Source organism: Pectobacterium parmentieri (genome assembly GCF_001742145.1).
Lineage (GTDB): Bacteria > Pseudomonadota > Gammaproteobacteria > Enterobacterales > Enterobacteriaceae > Pectobacterium > Pectobacterium parmentieri.
This window is the reverse complement of record NZ_CP015749.1, coordinates 2144015-2162978: the sequence shown is the minus strand read 5'-3', so window position 1 is coordinate 2162978 and position 18964 is coordinate 2144015. Positions and strand designations below refer to the sequence as shown.

Genomic DNA, 18964 nt, shown 5'->3' with positions numbered 1-18964 from the left:
CTCACAGGGTCGGTAGTGCCGGAACCGGTGAGCGCAGCCTGTCTTGCGCCAGTAAGGTTTCGATCATCAGTTCGGCTAACGGGGGCAGCGTTCTTTGCAAACAGGTGACAATCCCGAAGCGGGTTTGCATGTGTCCCCATTCCGGTGGGGTGCCCGTTAGTGGAATTTCGACCAACTGATGGCTTAATCGTCCTAGCGCAAAGCCATCTTCGCTGGCGAAGCTGATGGCCTGCGTATGTCGCAGGATGCTGAAGACAGAATAGATATGATCACACTGGATTTGCGGGCGATAGTCGGGCTGACGCGTCAGGGCGGCCAGAATTTTGCGCATGCCGACAGGCATAAAAGGGGAGGCGAGTGGAAAGCGCAAGAGGTCGTCCGGCGTCACGTTTGTCTGCTGGGCCAGCGGGTGTGAGGAATGGCAGATAAAGAAGCAACGCTGTGGGCTTAATGGCTGCACGTGGAGGCTGGTTTCCATTTCGGCCTGCCAGGTATCCGCGACAATAAAAGGCCACTCGTCCGCCAACAGCCGCTCACGCAGGGATTGCCAGTTATCCACGCTGTAAGTGACCTTGGCTCGTGGCCGTAGTGCATGGAAATGCGCTACGGCCTTGGGGATCAGCGTGGTAGACGGCGCGGGGCCACAGCCAAACGTCAGTTCGCCCTCCTGCGCCTCGCTGATTTGCCGCATGTCGGTCATCAGTTCCCAGGAAAGCTCCTGCATACGCCGCGCAAACGGCAGCAGCGTATTGCCTTGCCACGTCAGCGCAAAGCGTCGGCTCTGACGATCGATAAGCGGATGTCCCACCGTTTGTTCCAACGCCTGAATGCTGCGGCTGAATGCCGACTGCGACAGACAGACCGCTTCTGCGGCCTGTACAAAACTCCCCTGTTCGGCCAGTGCAAGAAAATTGCGTAATTGCCGTAAATCCAGATGCATGTTGCAGCTACCTACCGTGTCGATTTTCCCCACTTTTTAGGCGGAGGATGGCTGGCAACGCAATGAACAAAAAGTCATAACTTATAGCGAATTGATTGCTATAGGTCTTCAGGCCGCCGTCTGACGCGGCCTGCGGCTATTGTGCCAACGCACAGGAAAAATCCTGAATTTCCTCCACGGAACCGAGACTCATATTAAACACGTCAAGGCTGCTGGCGAGCAGCACCTTGTCGCCCGTTGGCGTAGAAACCATCGCCAGGCCGTATTTGCCAATAGATTCATTTCGCTGCTGTGCGTAGCGATCTAAGGTTTTGAACGGATCGCTGTGCGCCAGTTCGTTCGCCGTCAGCGTTTTTGCCAGATAGATATGTCCGTTAATTTTCACGGATAGCGGTTTCCAGTCGGTAGAGAGCGTGGGGAACTGCTGATTCAGCGTGTGATAAACCTCTGGGCGCAGGCAGGCAATGTGGATATGCAGTTGGTTTTGCGTGCGGCCATAGCGCGAGTTAATTGCCAGCGAGAGATAATCATCTTTGATCGGTTTACCCGCTTCACGTGAAAGGTGACCACGTCGACCCCATGCCTGCATGAAGAAATTAGCGGTGTTTTGCTGCAAGAGTTCAGGGCTTTCGATACCGCTGATTTTATCGGTTGGAAGCAGCAGGTCGTGATAGGGGCCGTTTCTGTCATCAAAGAGCACGTAGCCGTCTGCCAGATTAACTTCCAGACAAGGGGCTGGATTATTGTTGCGCTGTTGGTTAGGTACGCACTGTTTGCTGACGATTTCCCACAGCGCGTTGCTGTTTCCCCGACTTAACGACCACGACAGCACGGCAATCAGTGAGACAACAGCGGTAACCAGAAGGAGGAATAGCTTATTACGCGTCATGGTTGCTCTCCGGCAGAATGCGATTGGCGCAAAAAAATATCAGGGTAGACAGAAGATGAGAAAATCGCGAGGGTCAGTATGTAACAGGAACGGTGTCATTAATATGACCCAGAGGAAAAGACCAAGCTTAATCGGTAACGGATTGTAAGATGAATAAGCGGCAGAGGAACGGGCAGTAAGGAGATATTACCTGCTGGAATGGCAGATAATTACCTCGGCAGTGAACACGTGACGAATTATTTATTACGGAAGGATGTTGTTACACGCAGCAGAACGAACGTACCGTCGTCTATTCCAACAATGTGAAATAGACGTGATGATGGCTATAGTGGTTCTGGCTTGATGAGCTGTAATTCCACGCCTAGTCTGATGGCATGTTTGGCATTGAGAACACCGAGTTTTTTTACCACATTACCGATATGAAATTTCACGGTGCTAATCTTTATATCCAAAATTAGCGCAATTTCTGGATAGGTTTTCCCCATACTGGCCCAGTAGAGAATTTCGTTTTCACGCTGGGAAAATATCTCTTTATCGCTTTGCTTTTTGCTCTGCGGGGTTTGCGTTATCTCTTTGTAAAGAGTGGTTATTTTTTCATGAATGACAATAAGCAGCATTTGTAATTTGTCTTTGTTTTTTTCAACAATATTTTCCATATCCGTTAGCGCATTTTCTTCAAACATAATCGATAACGCAGCCAGATTGTTATTGTTGTCATGCAAGACAAAAGTATAACCATTAACAATATCGTATTCTTTTGACAGATTAAAAATCTTGGAGAATTTCAGTTTGGAATTAATAACAATGTTATCTTCCCAAGAGAACGGCGAGACTTTATTGATCGCCGTTAAAATAACGGGGTCGATATGCTGATAGTTATTTTCTTTATACGTATTAACCCATTCTTGTGGGTAATTTGAAATGATCACAACCTGGGATGGGTTTTTCTTGTTCATGATCATGTAGGCGTATTTCAGATCGCCATACTGTTTTAACTTTCGGCTGAGATAGGTTTTTATCGTGTTATTGATAATTTCATTATCAGAGCAAAATACAGACATGTAACGACCTCAATAAAAGCGAGAATATACCTATCGTATCGACAGGAACATAAAAGTATAGCCCGAACCTATACCTAAGTCTAACTACTGTTACCCCATGATATCACTTATAATTTTTTCATGAATAGGACAATTTATAAAAAATTTAAGACAGTAAGTTTTTAAAAAAAAGTGTTACAAATTGATTTGCCAACCCAGGGAATTACCCATAATTTTGCTCCTATTCTGTTTACTGAATTTAGGGGGCGTGGTGTTAAGTTACGCCCCCTAAAAACAGGCCTTTCGCCATGCTTAAAATCGCCTATACGCTTACGTTCCTGCGACCAGGACATCTCTGCATTCGGAGCGGGATAGTAAATAATCCGTTTTAGCTTATCAACCCCCATCATCCTTTGGCGTTCATTATCGCGTTTTTCCCATTTTCCATCGTATTTTACCGGCTGTGATGTGGCCTTGGGTAAAGCATTTGCTGCGATGTGCAGCAGGAACTGAGTTCGCGGAACTCACATCAGATCGTTGTGCAATTCTTATCGCAGCTACCAGCAGAAATCGACGATCGCAGATCTCAGTCCATCATATACAGTAGATAGGCCTTAAATATCTCGGTGAGATAGTCCAGAGAGGCATCAGTATGCGTATGGTAACGCGACGCTGCATGAACCCAAGGCACCTTTCATGCCAGTAGGCCCACCTTGTACCGTGTTTTTTTAGCTTCAGTCTCGAGAGGGGCGTGAGGTTTTCTTCTCCGACAACATTTCTGCCACGATTTGGGATAAGGTGTTGGCAAAGTCTGCCGATATTAATGGTTCAGGGAATGTTATCTGCGCCTTAAAGGATGTGAGCCAACCGCTATACTGAGAGGGTTGATATCCGTCTACTGCTCCGATGATTACCATCGTTGGATGATGAAGTTGACACAACTAATAAATATTTTACGTTTGACGCTGGATAAGATTGAAGAACACGACTATCACGTACAGTGGAGCGGCCAGATGTTAGTTCATGTTTACTCACATCTCGAATGTTGCCTGACTACGCTACACCTATAAATAATGACTCGCACTGAGGAAAGCATGGATAATTTTCAAAAAGAGATAGATGAGAGAACAAACCTCACCGCTGCTAATAGATTCGAACTCTTACTATTCCAGTTGGGCAAATCACCTGAAGGTGGCAAGTCTGAGCTGTTTGGCATCAACGTGTTTAAACTACGTGAAATTGTTCCAATGCCTACATTGACCAAAGCGGCTGGCATGAAATCGCCGATGCTGGGTATGGTCAATATTCGTGGGCAAATCATTCCCGTTATCGATCTTCCTGCTGTGGTGGGTAGTGCGCCAGAAACCGGGCTGAACATTCTCCTTATCACTGAGTATGCACGTAGTACGCAGGCATTTGCAGTGGAGTCAGTAGACGATATTGTTCGTCTGGAATGGAGTCAGGTTCTGGCTGCTGAAGCGGGCGTGAGTAGCTCCTATATCACCAGTATTGCGCGTCTTGATTCCGACAAAGACAGCAATCGTCTGGCGCTGGTGCTGGATGTTGAACAGATTCTGTTTGATATCATCCCCGGCGATCGTGAAACCAAGCTCAAGAATGCGGAAGAGAAGGTCTATCCCTACACGCCCGGTGCGATTGCGATTGTGGCGGAAGATTCCAAAGTCGCCCGTTCACTGCTTGAACAGGGGCTAACCCAGATGGGCATTCCGTTTAGTATGCACATCACTGGACAGGATGCCTGGAACAAGATACGGCAAATTGCGCAAGAAGCGCAGTCAGAAGGGCGACCGATTTCGGACAAGATCTCACTGGTTCTGACCGATTTGGAAATGCCAGAAATGGACGGCTTTACGCTGACAAGAAATATCAAGCGTGAGGAGTATCTGAAGAATATCCCTGTGGTGATCCACTCTTCGTTATCCGGTAGTGCGAACGAAGATCACGTGCGCAATGTCGGTGCGGATGCTTACGTCGCGAAATTTGAGATCAACGAGCTATCGACGGCGATTCAGACTGTGTTGAGCAAAGTACGCCGTTAAGTCGTTTAACGATGGTGTTACAGCATTCGGCCTTTGTCTCCTCCTTTGCGGGAGAAGACAGAGGCCGATTTTTTAGCTGCTAATTATCGGAATAACGTATTCACTGTTGCGCTGAACAAGCTCAGTCAGAAAGGCATCGCTATCAGAATGAGGTTGTTATCCCCGCATAGTAAGCGCGTCCCGGTTCGTTATAGGTAGACGCACCTTTTGCCTCGCGATAAATCCGCTTATCAAACAAATTACTGATACCGGCATTGACGCGCAGATTCTTGTTGAACTGGTAGTTCACGCCCACACCTGCAACGGAGTAGCTGCCGATTTCGCGTGAAGAAAGTCCGTTAGTCCCGGCCTCTATCTTATTTGTCGCATATTGGCGCGGTTTCTGCTTACCGTACAGGGTCCAACTGATGTTGGCGGACAGTTTATCCGTCGCCTGCCAATCCAACATCGTATTGACAGTGTATTTCGGAATAATCGACAGCGGGTTGCCAGTGTCTTTATTTTTCGACTCGATCATATAGGTGGCGTTGGTGTTCCAGTCTAGCGTGTCCTCAACTACTGGCACCAGCAGATTGGCTTCCAGCCCTTCTACCAGCGCTTTGCCGCCATTTTCCCAACGTAAAATGGACTCATTTAACTGCGTTTGTCCGAGAATATCGGTACCGGACACAATTTTGTTTTTATAGTCATTGCGGAAATAGGTCACACCCGCCTGCCAGCCGGCATGCTTGAACTCCAGACCGATCTCTTTGTTGACGCTAATTTCGGGCTCCAGATTGTCATTCCCCATCAGATAACAGCCTTGAAGTACGCTTACCGGGCAACCGTTACCACGTGAATAGAGCAAATAACCAGTAGAGGATTGGTAAAGGTTCGGCGCTTTAAAGGCGCGTGCAATACCGGCTTTCACGCTGAACATCTCGCCCAGTTCCTGCTGAATGTTCAGGCTTGGGCTGTAGTTGCCACCAAATTTGTCGTGATAATCGAAGCGCAGACCGGGAATCACCTTGGTGCCAGGTACGACTTCGATGTTGTCTTCAAAATAGAGTGCGCTGAGTTCGGCACTGTTTTTGCTGCTGCGCTGAGAAGGATTGACGGATGTGCCGGGGAGGGTATCGCGGCTGTCTCCTGTATAACTGCTTGAAGCAGGATCGTTTAACTGTTCCCGATTCCACTCGGCACCTAGCGTGAGCGTTTGTTCAGCCCAAAGCGCCAGCGGAATATTCAGTTCGCTGTTAATACGCAAGTTTTTCAAACGGCTGGTACTGTAGCGATCGCTATTGATAGACCCTTCAAAACGGCCGAATAATCCTTCATCAAGCCGGGTGTTATTCGTTTGATCGTAAGCGAGGCCCAGCTTGGATTGTCCCCAATCCCAGATGCCGTTATGCGTAATGGCATAATTCTGGCGGTACAGTCGGTTGGTTTCAGCGCCGCTCTTGGCAAGACTTTCGGGGATTGCGCCTCCACCGCTGAACTGGGTATCCCCAGTATAGATATTACCCTGACGGCTATAGCCGGCTTCGACATCAACAATTTGCTGTGGCGAGAGTTTCCAGGACAGCAGCGTATTGAGGTCTTTATTGCGCACACCTTCGCGTCCGGCCGCGGCAGAACCGTTCTGGTTCCGGTTGATATCCCAACTGTCGGAATCGGTTTTATTGATATTGCCGTACAGACGCATGGTGAGTGCATCTCCGGCCAGCGGGCCGCTCAGGTTGATATTGGCGCGGCGTGTGGCACCTTCTTTGCTGTTTTCCGGCTGATTGCCGTACAGCGAGAGTGAACCGGTCCAGACGTTGGACGGGCGTTTGGTGATGATATTCACCACGCCGCCAGCAGCACCAGAACCGTAGCGCGCCGCCGCCGGGCCACGTATGACTTCAATACGTTCCACGTCTTCGACAGGCACCCAGTTGGTATCGCCCCGCGTATCCCGTTCGCCATCCCAGGCGTAGCGAACCGCATTACGCGACGTGACTGGGCGGCCATCGATGAGGATCAGCGTATTTTCCGGCCCCATGCCACGTAGATCGATCTGGCGGTTGTTGCCTCTGGCACCCGTGGCGCTGTTGCCTGTAAGGTTCACGCCCGGCATTTTGCGGATAATGTCAGAGAGATCGTTAACGGGCGGCGTTTTTTTAATGTCTTCAGCCGTAATGATGGACACTCCGGGCTGTTGTTTTAATTCTTGTTCCGCGGTGGCTTTGACGGTCATTACATCCTCATCGGCAGCCTGTGCCATACCCAGATGTGCTCCAAGTAGTCCGGCAACGATCGCAGCCAATGGTTTTATGATATGGAATTGCTGTTTGTGCATTTTTTATTTTCACCCTTACAACGCGCAGATATATGAATACAAACGAGAGTCATTTGCGTTTGGTAGTTTGATAAAAAATGGTACACATGTACAGTTTTATTGTGAGGATTGGCCGCAACAAGGGAGAATGAGGGCCGCGGAGGGAAAGGGATTAAACGATTTCTCTATGAGAAACCGTATGACTTAGCGAAAGGCGTGATACAACGCGGAAACAGCCTGATAGACCAGATCGCGCGGTAGAGTTCGCTCATGTTTCTCCAGTAGCGCGCGGATGAAAAAACCGTTCAACAGCGTACCTAGCGGGAGTGCGGCGTTATCTGGAGCGACCACTTTGATGATAGCGACAACAGTGTTGGACCACTCAAGCGCGATAGGGCGTAGGGAAGGGCGTGAAATGGCGGCGGTAAAGAGTTCGTACTCGCGTGCCAGCTCATCAATATCTTCTATGCCTCGCATGACAAAATCGGTCAGGACATCGCATGGATCGTCATGGCGGCGTGTGTAAAACCAGCTAAACATGTCGTCACGAAATAGCGCAATCGCGCTAATCATAACGGCATTCAGCATGTCATCCAGACTAGTAAAATGGTAGGTCGTTGACCCTAACGGTATGTGGGCGTCATGCGCGACGGCGCGGTGTGTTAGGGCGCGAATACCGTCATGCTTGATGAGATTCGTGGCAGCTTTAACAATGTGAGCGGCGCGTGGGTGTGCCGCTTCCAATCCGGTTCCGCTCGGCGTGACGCCTTTTTCTGCCAGCCAGGCGATCGCCTGTTCGGATGTCGTTTCGCCAGCAAGAACGATGGACGTTTCTCGTGGGGGAAAAGCTGGCTGACTAGCCAGAGGAGCTGAAATGGTGTGTGCAATAACCGTATGTTTAGCATCGTCCGGCTGGAATAAGGATTTGGCATCATCGAGCATCGTTTGCCGTTCCTCACGATCTAGCGTCACGAAGCCCAGCCCTTGTAACAGGAAAACGCCTTCTGCCGCGAGAAAAGCCAGGCGGATACGCCGCATGGCTGGCGTAGCGTCACGTAGCTTGTCCAATCTGGTGCGATAAAATGCCCGCACGGGCTCTAACATCGAAGGGGAATGAACCAGCGCGGTGAGCAGGCCAACGGCGCGCGATGTCGTCTCTTCTTCTTCCTGGGCTATCGCAGTAATGTAACCCAATACATCGGCATGAGGTTGATCGATGTAGCGTGCGGTTTGCTGTTGTGCATCCTGCTCAAAACGGGCAAGTTCACGTGACAGCATAGTCATGATCAACCGATCTTTGCTGGGAAAGCTGTAAACCAGCCCACCTTTGCTAATACTAGCTTCCGCCGCGACGGCATCTAACGTGAAGCGATGCACGCCATCACGCAGCAGCACCTTTTCCGCGGCATCCAGAATCAGATCGTTTTCAATGGTTTTTTTGCGCGCCATCACATTGCCTTGTATTTTCGACTGGTCAGTCATATATTGCGCTCAGCAATACGCATCTTATCCGATTAGCATTCCCTTTGCTGTCGGTTATTCATGACTAAGTGGTCCATTTTTGAGGTGTTATCGATGTCTGACTCGTCTTTACTGGCGTCGCGCAGTTTTGTTCTCATCGGCATTTTAGGCATTCTGTGCGCGTTTGATGCTATGTCGATTGATATGTATCTCCCTGCTTTTCCTGCGATTCAGCAGGATATTGGTGCGGATGCAGCGGGAATGCAGACCTCCCTGTCTGTTTTTTTGATCGGACTGGCGCTTGGACAACTCGTTTATGGCCCTCTGATCGATCGCTATGGACGAAAGGGACCGTTGCTGCTGGGCATCGTGCTGTTTTCCATCTCCTCCTTACTGATCGCCCATGCTTCCACGCTATCGTGGTTTGTCTTCTTCCGCCTGATGCAAGGCCTCGGTGGCGCAGCCGGATTGGTGATCCCGCGTGCCATCGTGGCAGATTTGTATTCGGAACGTGATGCTGCAAAGGTGTTCTCGCTGCTCATGCAGGTGATGGCGATCGCGCCGATTATCGCACCGCCGTTGGGCGGTGTTCTGCTCGGTACTCTGGGTTGGTCAGCCATTTTCTGGGTACTGACGTTTGTCGGCATGCTGATGCTGTTTGCCACCTGGCGCTGTGTTCCGGAAAGCCTGCCACGGCGTGACCGCACTCGTGGTGGTATGCTGTCGGCTTTGACCGGTTACGCTGTGCTGCTGCGGCAGAAAAAATTCATGGGTTATACACTATCCGGCTCTTTCGTGATGGGTGGCCTGTTTACCTATATTGGCGCGTCAGCCTTCATCTTTATTGAATATTTCCACCTGTCACCGACAACTTACAGCTATATTTTTGCATCTAATGCGCTTGGCATGGTGCTGCTGGGACAAATTAATATCTTCCTGTTGAACCGCTGGCGTGAATATCAAATCTTGCCTATCGGGATCGCTCTGCATGTTGCCGGAGGGGTAGCACTATGCGGTGTGCTGCTGGCTGGCATAACGTCGCTGTGGATCATCACGGGGCTGATATTTCTGACTATGAGTTTCCTTAGCCTGGTGTTCGGCAATGGGGTTGCGGTGGCCATGAATGCGGCACCGGGCCAGACGGGTTCGGCTTCTTCGCTACTCGGCGTATTGCAGTATGTTTTTGGTGGGGTGGCAGGTGTGATTATGGGGATCGTGCATGATGGCACGTTACTTCCGCCGGTGATGTTATTAACAGTCTATGCAATAGGGGCGTTGCTGAGTTGGTGGTATGCCTGGCGACAAACGGATACCGATGCTATGGAAAATACGCTGACGGATAACCGCACGCCGGAAAGGGAAGGGAGCTAAAGGCGAATCGGGATGCCGCCTGCATTGTTCGGCAGGCGGCAGAGAATTAATCCAAATCGGATGCCTGATGGCGCTCGGCAACCTGCTCAGATTCCTCGCCCCAGGTCCGGTTGACCTTCCGACCGCGAATCACTGCCGGGCGGGCGGCAATCTCGTCAGCCCAACGTTTCACATGCGTGTATTCATGTACGGACAAGAACTCTCCGGCAGAGTAAAGCGCGTTCTGCACTAGCCCGCCGTACCACGGCCAGACGGCAATATCTGCAATGGTGTAGCTACTGCCTGCCAGATAGCGGTTTTCCGCCAGTTGACGGTTGAGAACATCTAACTGGCGCTTGGTTTCCATCGTGAAGCGGTTAATCGGGTATTCAAATTTTTCCGGCGCGTAGGCGTAAAAATGCCCGAATCCGCCGCCAACGTAAGGGGCAGATCCCATCTGCCAGAACAGCCAGTTCAGGGTTTCAGTACGCGTGGCGAGATCGTTCGGCAGCAGCGCACCAAATTTCTCGGCCAGATATACCAGAATTGAACCGGACTCGAACACGCGAATCGGTTTTTCGCCGCTTTGGTCGAGTAACGCGGGGATCTTGGAGTTCGGGTTGACGTCGACAAAACCGCTGGAGAATTGATCTCCATCGCCTATCTTAATCAACCAGGCATCGTACTCTGCACCTGTATGACCCAGCGCTAGCAGTTCTTCCAGCATGATCGTCACTTTCACGCCATTCGGTGTCGCCAACGAGTAAAGCTGAAGCGGATGCTTACCAACAGGTAGTGCTTTTTCGTGCGTTGGACCGGCTATTGGGCGGTTAATATTGGCGAAAGCACCACCGGAAGACGCGGGCTGCCAGACTTTTGGCGGCACATAGGTCGGGGACGTAGCCATTCAAAAACTCCTTATGCATGAAAAGAGAGCGAGTTAAGCTAACACCATAACAAACTCATGCATTTTGCTGATACCGTTCTGTTCTATATCTTCCTCATATTGATATAAAGCGAGACCCGCACACTGTTGAAAGAGGTGATCAATGTGCGGATCGTCGTCAGAGCTTAATAGCCGACGCTAGGCACAGGTACTTGGGTTAAAACAACCGACTGTGGCGGGAATGGATAAACCCGGTCGAGACCTAAAGCTTTCTACACTCAAGCGCGATGTTGAAGCGACCGGCAGTAAGCTACGTCTTGATGTTGAACTGCCAGACGGTTCCCATTATGGGTTCACCCTGTAGCGCCTTCTTCACATTTTGACTGCAAAGAGGGCGCTTGAATGCTTTATCCGTTTACACCGGCTGTCGCCTCATTAAGCAGCATAAGATAGCGTTGGCTTGAAATGTTCCTGCCAGTGACAACACAGACGGTTTTACGCCCTCCAATCTCCTTCGCGTAGCGAATGGCTCCCGCGACGACGGGTACTCCTGATGGTTCGACAACATGACGGTGAAGAGCGAGCATTGACAGCATCGCGGCTTTGATTTCAGCTTCTGAGACGGTGAGTACGCGATCAACACGGTCGCGCACCAGCGGCCAGGTCATTGCGCTGGGTTCTATATAGCCGCTAACGCCCTCGGCGATGGACGGTGCCAGATCGACGGGAAGCGTTTTACCTGCCTCTTTCCAACGGGCGAATGTCGGGCTGGCTTCACTTTGTATGCCCCACACTTCGATAGCGGGGTTGATTGCTTTGGCTGCCGTCGCAATCCCTGATATGAGCCCGCCCCCGCCGATGTTTACCAGAATGACCTCCGCACCCATCCAGTCTTCCATAATCTCAAGACCGATGGTGCCGCCACCGGCAATCATATACGGGTTATCGTAGGCAGAAACGAAGGTGGCACCAGACTGTTGTGCGGCAATAATCGCTGCTTGTCTTGCTTCTTCGACGCCATCAAAAAACGTAACACGGGCACCACAGCCTTGCATGGCTGCAATTTTCATCGGATCTGCCGAGCGTGGCAAAAATAAGGTTACGGGTATGCCCACGACCTGACCAGCATAGGCGAGCCCTAATCCGTGATTTCCTGCCGTCGGGGCGATGACGCCAGCGTGGCGCTGTTCTGCATCCAGATTGGCAAGAACGTTTGCAGCGCCCCGCAGTTTGAAGCTGCCGGTCTGTTGAAGATTTTCCATTTTGAGTCGGATTTCTGCACCAACAAGCGCGGATAATTCCTGCGAATGGTCCAGCGGTGTTCTGCGTATCGTTGTTTTAATCTGCTGAGATGCGTCGTAAATATCTTTCAACGTTACGGAGTCGGTTGCTCTTTGGTGTTTGCTTGTCATAGTATTCCCCTATCAACTGTATATGGAAATAACTATATAGGTGTTTGGCTATATGAACAAGCGGGCAACGACAACGGCCGATCTACTACGGGCACTCGGCAATGAGCAGCGACTCATCATTTTGGAATGGCTCGCCGATCCTCGGGCACACTTCCCGGAACAGCAGGATGGCGATCTGGTTAAGGATGGAGTATGCGTAGGGTTTATCACTGAGAAGATTGGCCTAAGTCAGCCGACCGTCACTGGCCATCTCCAATATCTCGCGAAAGCCGGGATTGTCACCCCGAAACGTATCAAAAACTGGGTGTTCTACAAACTCGTCCCTGAGCGTTTAGACGAAGCTGTCGCGGTATTATCTGAGCTTGCACAGGCCGCCTCATGTCAACATTCGTCGTCAGAATAAGCGATTAAGCATCTCTTTTGACGTCATCACTTTCCCTGAAATTTGTCAGCTTATCTGTGCGGTTGATGTACAGATAACGTTAGTGCTTACGCGGCTGTATCCGGAGTTGACGGGTGAAACCAATCGCAACCATATCGCTACACCTGCGCTGGCGAATCTGGCAGAAAATGCCGATTTCTTTATTTTCTCCAGTAATGGCTCAAAACATCAGGCATTTTATATCGCCTCTGATTGTCGTAAAGAGATCATCTATTTTTCAGTAAGGGGGGAATCGAACAGGGTTACCGCCTTAGTCCAGGCGTTGGAATAAATAAGATGGGGCTGGTTCTTTGGCTATTTTATCGCGGTAAATACACCCGGCAGTACAGGTTTCTTTCACTATCACCGCACTCAGAAGAGACAATTCACCCGATTTACGTTGAAACCCGGTGATGAAACGCCTTCGCATTAGGTATCTGTTAACTCTATAGCATTCTACCTATCTGACTTTTCTGCATAAGAATTTATCTTTTATTACGCCATCAAAGAAACGACCTTTAGAGACGACAGCGTCAGAAATAAATTTTTTATAGATAGATTCAGGCACGCCAACATATTGATAGATATCTTTGTTATGAAATGTTACCTCAAGGGTGTGCGTCTTTGGGTCATACCCAATGAAATCAATTCGTGACGATGAAACCTGCTGTCGCTGCAATGCTTGTTCCTCTCCTGCGTAAAATAGGATTAAATTATAAAAGATTTACTGCATGACGCATTGTCGATGATCATGCTTATTTATTGAATATGTATCAAATTTCTGGCGGGTTGGTTAGTAAAATCGTTGCTTTATCATTTTTATGCTGTGAATTTGTTCAATGTAGGGAAATTTTTCTGTTTGGCAAGGGGAACGATGCAAACCTACGATAACGAATAGCTCACTATTCTTTTTCAGGCGTGGCCTGAAACGTAGATTTGCAATAAGCCAGAATAGCTATTCCTGCGCGTATTCGATTCTGTTTCTGCCGTTTGCCTTAGCTTGATAGAGCGCATCGTCTGCTGCCTTTATCAAGCATTCATAATCTGGATGACCACTATACACGGCGATGCCTGCACTTATGGTCATTGTCACGCTTTCTCCGTTTTGGAGATGAATAGTGTGATCCTGAATTTTCTTTCTCAATCGTTCGATGATGGTGTAGGCGGCGACTTTGGGCGTTTCTATGAGCACGATCATGAATTCTTCTCCTCCATAACGGAAAACATAATCGCTGTTCCTTGTGCTCTCATACAGAATTTCCGCAATTCGTTTTAAAATGCTATCGCCAGCGGCATGACCATAGGTGTCATTGACGGATTTAAAGTGGTCAATATCAATCATGGCGATGCTGAGTGGCGTATTTGAATGCATTGTCAGCGATATTTCATGTCGAAGAATGGTCGGTAGGAAGCGGCGATTTAGTAAGAGGGTCAATGTATCCTTACCACTTTCCAGTTTTTGGACTTCGTCAAATAGCGATCCCAACAGCATATTTATTTTATAAATTTTGCTTCTGACGGCTTTAAGCAGTGGGGCATAGTCTTGCTGTGTTAGTAGTGCGGTATTGCTGTAGTTACGAATGTAGTCATCAGTTTCAGTTATGATTGTAGCGATAGTCCGTATTCCCTGAATGTTACTGAAACTGGATTTCCCTTTATGGTTAAACCACAGACCGAATTCTGAATCACTTAGGTCCTGGATACTGGAAAGGGGGGTGCCGGTAGCAACGCTAAAAATAAAGGCATTTTCCCAATTGAGCAGTGATGCATTCTGTCGCTCTCTCTCCATGCTGGCATTTTCCAGAATAGAAAATAACCGATAGGACTCTTCGTTTTTGGCCTCCAAATCGTGCGATTGTGAATATGTTTTATTCATTATCTCTATGGCAATATCCATGGAAATAGAAGCGTAACGCATAGCATCAAAACATAGCGCTTTATCATCTGCCGCCTGTGCAATGTCTTCATAGAGTTGCCATTTTAGGCGTCGGGCTCCACGTTCAACCAGATCGACTGGAATACCAATACGCGCATGAATCTGACCAATTTTCCTTTGATAGTTGATCAAATCTGCCAGGTGGCTCCCGGTATTGGTTAGAATGTCTACTATCCATTTGCTCATAGACCCGTGGAGTCGATCGTGGACTTGCTGGCTGGAAAGAAAAAGAGAAGCTTCCTGATCTTTAAGCATGTAGGAGTAGAACTTGTCAGCAAAATCAGATGCTTTTTGTGCGGCGAGGGTTTGCAGGAGGTTAAAAGATTTTTGTGAGGTTGTGGTTATCAGTTGCATCCATTCAGATGTTATAACTTGATTGTAGTCCTGCTCACCGTTATCTCTCTGTTCATCCACGTTCCGTAGTTCGTTCAATTTTTCATCTCTTTTGCGAATATGTCGGGTGTACTAAGATAGAAATGATCAATTTTTTAATGACAGAGAGAGTTAGCATGTCGTTGCTAAAAACAAATAAAACTAATCATTTCATATAGGTACTGTTATTACCGCCAGTATAAATGATAATGCCGTTCTTTTGATGTTAGAAGCTATTTTGAGATAAATTTATGAAAGTTAATGATCTGGTTACTGTTAAAACCGATGGGAAGACTCGTAGGGAAGGGGTGGTTCTGGCTGTGGAAACGTTTCAGGAAGGGATAATGTATTTAGTTGCATTAAACGATTACCCTGCTGGTATCTGGTTTTTCAATGAGGTTGACAGTAAGGATGGTACGTTTGTTGAGCCAAGGACATTGCTGGAAAAAGAGTAACAGGGAATATACCAACCTACGGGCATTGTCCGAGTGAACAATGCCCGCCGTTATTCTAGTAGGCAGAATTAGAATGTTTCCCAGTTACCGTTTTCTGTATTGGTTTGACGGGGAAGGGCTAGTGATGAACGGCTCTTCGCGGCCAGAGCGTTTGGCCGAGCGGGTGAGGGGGCACTTGATAAATGGCTGGATAACTTAAATGTTGCAACTGCACGGGTTAGCAATGCCGCTTGTTCTTCTAGCGATGCGGCTGCGGCACTGGCTTCCTGAACGAGCGCAGCGTTCTGCTGTGTCACGCTATCCATTTCAGATATTGCTTGGCCGACCTGAGTTATCCCCCGGCTTTGTTCGTCAGATGCTGATGCAATTTCACCCATGATGTCGGTGACATTAGTGACGGCATCGACGATCTCTTTCATTGTTTGACCCGCGTTATCAACCAAAACAGAGCCGCTATTAACCAGCTTGACTGATTCGGAAATCAGCGTTTCTATCTCTTTCGCTGCTTGCGCACTACGTTGTGCGAGGCTGCGAACCTCACTGGCGACGACAGCGAAACCACGACCTTGTTCGCCCGCTCTGGCTGCTTCAACCGCTGCATTTAGCGCAAGAATATTGGTTTGAAAAGCAATGCTGTTAATGACGCTGGTAATTTCAGATATTTTCTTTGAGCTACCCGAAATGTTGTTCATTGTATTGACAACGTTTGCAACAATCTCTCCACCTTGCTTGGCTTTCCCTGAAGCGTTCGCTGCGAGTTGGCTTGCGTGGTGCGCATTTTCTGAGTTTTGTTTCACGGTTGCGGTTAGCTGTTCCATGCTTGCAGCGGTCTGTTCAAGCGCCGCTGCTTGCTGTTCGGTACGTGAGGAAAGGTCTGTATTACCGGATGAAATCTCCGTCGAACCTTGATAAATAGAGTCTGCACTTTCCCGAACGGTAGTGACGGTTGTGACCAATGAAGATTGCATTTGGTGAACGTTGCTGGCTAGCGTACCGATTTCATTCTTGCCATAACGGTCCGACACTTGAGTCAGATCGCCCTGCGCAATGCGTTGAATTCTCATAACCAGTTGGTTCATTGGTTTGATGAGGACGCCTCTCAGAAGGAAGAATGTCAGAAGTGTTAAAATGGTGGCCAGAGCGAAACTGCTTCCCATTAACGAATATCCGAGTAGCGCGTTTTTATGTGCGGTTTCGTTTAATTCTTTAGCTCTTTGCGTGCGATAGGCGACAGCTTCGAGTAGATATTTGTTATAGGCCAAATCTAAAATCCGTGTTTCTTCGGATTCAAGGGTGATGACTTCTTCAAATAGCCCTTGTTTTGCTGCCGTGAGCATCAGCATAAGACCTTGATTGACATAAGCATCATAGGATTTGCGTAAATCTTCATCCAGCGCCACGTCCTGAGGCGTTTTAACTGGGCGCTGTTCGTAGACAAGGAATGCTTTTTTTGACTGTTCTAGACGCTGTTGAGCCTGCGTCAGGTTGTCATTGAATACCTGAGAGTCACCGATACGCGCTGCCGCAGCCGCTTGAATTAACAACAGCCGAGCGGTGCGAAGGTGGTTGGAACTGTTTGAGATCCCCATTCGGGTATCGATTTCTTGTGTGACATCATTTAATGACTGGTTACTGTTCTGTAAAAAGTAGCTGGATGCGCCGATAGATGCTGCAAATAACAGCATGATACCACCCAAAATAATGACGAATAAGGGAACTAGCCGTAAATTGCTCAGCACGCCAGCCTTGACATGTTGCTCAGACCTTGAGGTTATTTTCATATTTATTCGCTCATTTTCAGGAAATTATGATTTACCATGCCGCTAGCCGTGCTGTTGGCGTTTAGGTTTTAGTGTCTACATTAATGATAATCCATTAGCTAAACAACCAATGTAAAAGATAATCGGCATATATTGAGAAACCTTAATCAAATTCAATGCGATCTCGATCACGTTTTTAACGCTTTAAAAAGAAAAGAAAATTTCGTGGTGTGAAATCATACAAATTGATAATGAAAAATAAAGAACGACTGGCCTTCTAACTTTATTTGTCTAGGGTTCAACGCTATTATGTCGGCTTTATCTTTGGAGGGTCTTTTCTTGGAAAAGCAGAAGCATTTTTTTTCCGATAAAAAAATTGTTTTTTTTATCGCCACATTATGCTGTTTACTATGGGGGAGTGCTTATCCGGCCATTAAAAATGGTTATGAGCTGTTTCATATTGCGGATAATGATATTCCAGGGAAACTTGTCTTTGCGGGCTACCGTTTCGCGCTTGCGGGACTGTTACTGTTAGTGCTTGCGGTGTTAAGTGGTCGGTCTATTGGGCGCTTTCAACGTAGGCAGTTAGCCCAACTGACAATTTTGGGGACGTTTCAAACATCATTGCAGTATGTTTTTTTCTATATAGGTCTGGCTTATACCACAGGTGTTAAAGGTTCAATAATGAATGCAACCAGTACTTTTTTTAGCGTACTACTTGCTCATTATTTATACCAGAATGATAAATTAAACGGCAATAAGCTAATTGGTTGTATATTAGGTTTCGCTGGCGTAATGGCCGTTAATATTAGCAGTAATGAAATGAGTATTGGTTTTACGCTGCTAGGTGATGGGTTCGTTGTTATTGCTGCGTTTATTTTATCGGCATCGACCATATATGGCAAGCGGATATCACAAACGATGGATCCAACTATTATGACGGGCTATCAATTAGCGATTGGCGGAGTTATTTTAATAGTGTCAGGATATGGTAGCGGTGGATCACTCGTCATACCCGATTGGAAAGCTGTGCTGATGCTAGGTTACCTTATTTTACTCTCTTCAATCGCTTTTTCATTATGGAGCCAATTGCTGAAATATAATCGAGTCGGTATGGTTGCGCCATTTAACTTTCTCATTCCGGTATCTGGTACTTTGTTGTCAGCGTTGTTTCTCAATGAAAGCATCTTGGAGTGGAAATATATCTTTGCACTTGTCTTAGTGTGCTCAGGCATTTGGCTGGTTAACCGGGTTACAAAGATGTGATCAGGAAATGATTTGGATAACGCCATATCGCAGCTTTTGCAATTGGTCCTAATGGTTTGTTATTTCATTTAATATCAATGGATTAGTTTATTTTTTTGTTTTTGATACTCATGTTTTTTGTTATCGTTGTAACCGTATTTTTGCAAAAAATAGGTGAATTTTGCATCAAAACATATCTTTAAGAGTTTTTTGGGGAAAAAGTGTAAGTTTCTCATGAAAGGTATAGACTTACATAACGGTATCTATGTTGGGTATAGCGGGTTTTTTGTATATCTATCATTTATATAGCAGTCAAATTGTTTCTTTTTTATTACTTTCAATGCTTTTTTTTGTGACGTTTAGTGCGTATTTTTGATGCAAAAATACGCATAAAAGTGACTTGACCAGATACAGGTTGGTTCATAATGCTTCCATTTT

General features: G+C 47.7%; 16 protein-coding genes and 1 pseudogene. 7 read left to right on the top strand and 10 right to left on the bottom strand.

All coding sequences use genetic code 11. The features are described from left to right. Position 1: 1 nt before the first annotated feature. The 3 genes from A8F97_RS09665 to A8F97_RS09655 form a co-directional block, all read right to left on the bottom strand. A complete protein-coding gene (locus A8F97_RS09665) occupies positions 2-940 on the bottom strand; it encodes a LysR family transcriptional regulator (protein WP_015730256.1) in 939 nt (312 codons plus the stop codon). Between the two features lie 136 nt (positions 941-1076). Further along, positions 1077-1829, bottom strand: coding sequence for a CDP-diacylglycerol diphosphatase (locus A8F97_RS09660; RefSeq protein ID WP_025918907.1), 753 nt, complete (start codon positions 1827-1829; stop codon positions 1077-1079). Between the two features lie 323 nt (positions 1830-2152). Further along, on the bottom strand, positions 2153-2890 hold the full coding sequence (locus A8F97_RS09655) for a helix-turn-helix transcriptional regulator (RefSeq protein ID WP_014699495.1): 738 nt from the start codon (positions 2888-2890) through the stop codon (positions 2153-2155). Between the two features lie 1073 nt (positions 2891-3963). Here A8F97_RS09655 and A8F97_RS09650 point away from each other — a divergent pair. Further along, positions 3964-4929: a chemotaxis protein gene (locus A8F97_RS09650; RefSeq protein WP_005970758.1), complete on the top strand. Its 966-nt coding sequence runs from the start codon at positions 3964-3966 to the stop codon at positions 4927-4929. Positions 4930-5071: 142 nt separating this feature from the next. Here A8F97_RS09650 and A8F97_RS09645 read toward each other — a convergent pair whose 3' ends face one another. Together A8F97_RS09645 and A8F97_RS09640 are read right to left on the bottom strand one after the other, a co-directional pair. Further along, a complete protein-coding gene (locus tag A8F97_RS09645) occupies positions 5072-7249 on the bottom strand; it encodes a TonB-dependent siderophore receptor (protein ID WP_033071332.1) in 2178 nt (725 codons plus the stop codon). Positions 7250-7432: 183 nt separating this feature from the next. Further along, a complete protein-coding gene (locus A8F97_RS09640) occupies positions 7433-8710 on the bottom strand; it encodes a TetR family transcriptional regulator (protein ID WP_033071333.1) in 1278 nt (425 codons plus the stop codon). A gap of 93 nt (positions 8711-8803) precedes the next feature. Between A8F97_RS09640 and A8F97_RS09635 the strand changes: the two genes are divergently transcribed. After that, the gene (locus A8F97_RS09635; protein ID WP_015730260.1) at positions 8804-10060 is read left to right on the top strand and encodes a multidrug effflux MFS transporter; all 1257 of its coding nucleotides are present in this window, start codon (positions 8804-8806) and stop codon (positions 10058-10060) included. A gap of 46 nt (positions 10061-10106) precedes the next feature. Here the strand turns inward: A8F97_RS09635 and yghU are convergent, their stop codons facing one another. Then, positions 10107-10946, bottom strand: coding sequence for a glutathione-dependent disulfide-bond oxidoreductase (yghU, locus tag A8F97_RS09630; protein WP_014699500.1), 840 nt, complete (start codon positions 10944-10946; stop codon positions 10107-10109). A 181-nt stretch (positions 10947-11127) separates the two neighbouring features. Between yghU and A8F97_RS24620 the strand changes: the two are divergent. Further along, a pseudogene (locus tag A8F97_RS24620) lies at positions 11128-11289 on the top strand (transcriptional regulator); the annotation flags it as partial. Positions 11290-11332: 43 nt separating this feature from the next. Here the strand turns inward: A8F97_RS24620 and A8F97_RS23160 are convergent. Beyond that, positions 11333-12337 carry a threonine ammonia-lyase gene (locus tag A8F97_RS23160; RefSeq protein WP_015730262.1) on the bottom strand — a complete coding sequence of 335 codons (1005 nt, stop codon included), beginning with the start codon at positions 12335-12337 and terminating at the stop codon, positions 11333-11335. Positions 12338-12389: 52 nt separating this feature from the next. Here A8F97_RS23160 and A8F97_RS09620 point away from each other — a divergent pair, with 52 nt between their 5' ends. After that, positions 12390-12740: an ArsR/SmtB family transcription factor gene (locus A8F97_RS09620; RefSeq protein ID WP_015730263.1), complete on the top strand. Its 351-nt coding sequence runs from the start codon at positions 12390-12392 to the stop codon at positions 12738-12740. 82 nt (positions 12741-12822) lie between these two features. Further along, on the top strand, positions 12823-13050 hold the full coding sequence (locus tag A8F97_RS09615; protein WP_050512648.1) for a hypothetical protein: 228 nt from the start codon (positions 12823-12825) through the stop codon (positions 13048-13050). A 168-nt stretch (positions 13051-13218) separates the two neighbouring features. On the opposite strand, the gene A8F97_RS23155 is transcribed toward A8F97_RS09615, so the two are convergent. Together A8F97_RS23155 and A8F97_RS09610 are read right to left on the bottom strand one after the other, a co-directional pair. Next, entirely contained in the window at positions 13219-13437 is a 219-nt protein-coding gene (locus A8F97_RS23155) for a KTSC domain-containing protein (protein ID WP_015730264.1), read from the bottom strand. A gap of 276 nt (positions 13438-13713) precedes the next feature. Continuing rightward, positions 13714-15108, bottom strand: coding sequence for a diguanylate cyclase (locus tag A8F97_RS09610; RefSeq protein ID WP_227001598.1), 1395 nt, complete (start codon positions 15106-15108; stop codon positions 13714-13716). A gap of 209 nt (positions 15109-15317) precedes the next feature. On the opposite strand from A8F97_RS09610, the gene dsrB reads away from it, so the two are divergent. Next, a complete protein-coding gene (gene dsrB, locus A8F97_RS09605; protein ID WP_033071334.1) occupies positions 15318-15521 on the top strand; it encodes a protein DsrB in 204 nt (67 codons plus the stop codon). 68 nt (positions 15522-15589) lie between these two features. Here dsrB and A8F97_RS09600 read toward each other — a convergent pair whose 3' ends face one another. Then, positions 15590-17302 carry a methyl-accepting chemotaxis protein gene (locus A8F97_RS09600; RefSeq protein WP_015730267.1) on the bottom strand — a complete coding sequence of 571 codons (1713 nt, stop codon included), beginning with the start codon at positions 17300-17302 and terminating at the stop codon, positions 15590-15592. Positions 17303-17620: 318 nt separating this feature from the next. On the opposite strand from A8F97_RS09600, the gene A8F97_RS09595 reads away from it, so the two are divergent. Next, on the top strand, positions 17621-18547 hold the full coding sequence (locus A8F97_RS09595; RefSeq protein ID WP_014699506.1) for a DMT family transporter: 927 nt from the start codon (positions 17621-17623) through the stop codon (positions 18545-18547). Positions 18548-18964: the final 417 nt, after the last annotated feature.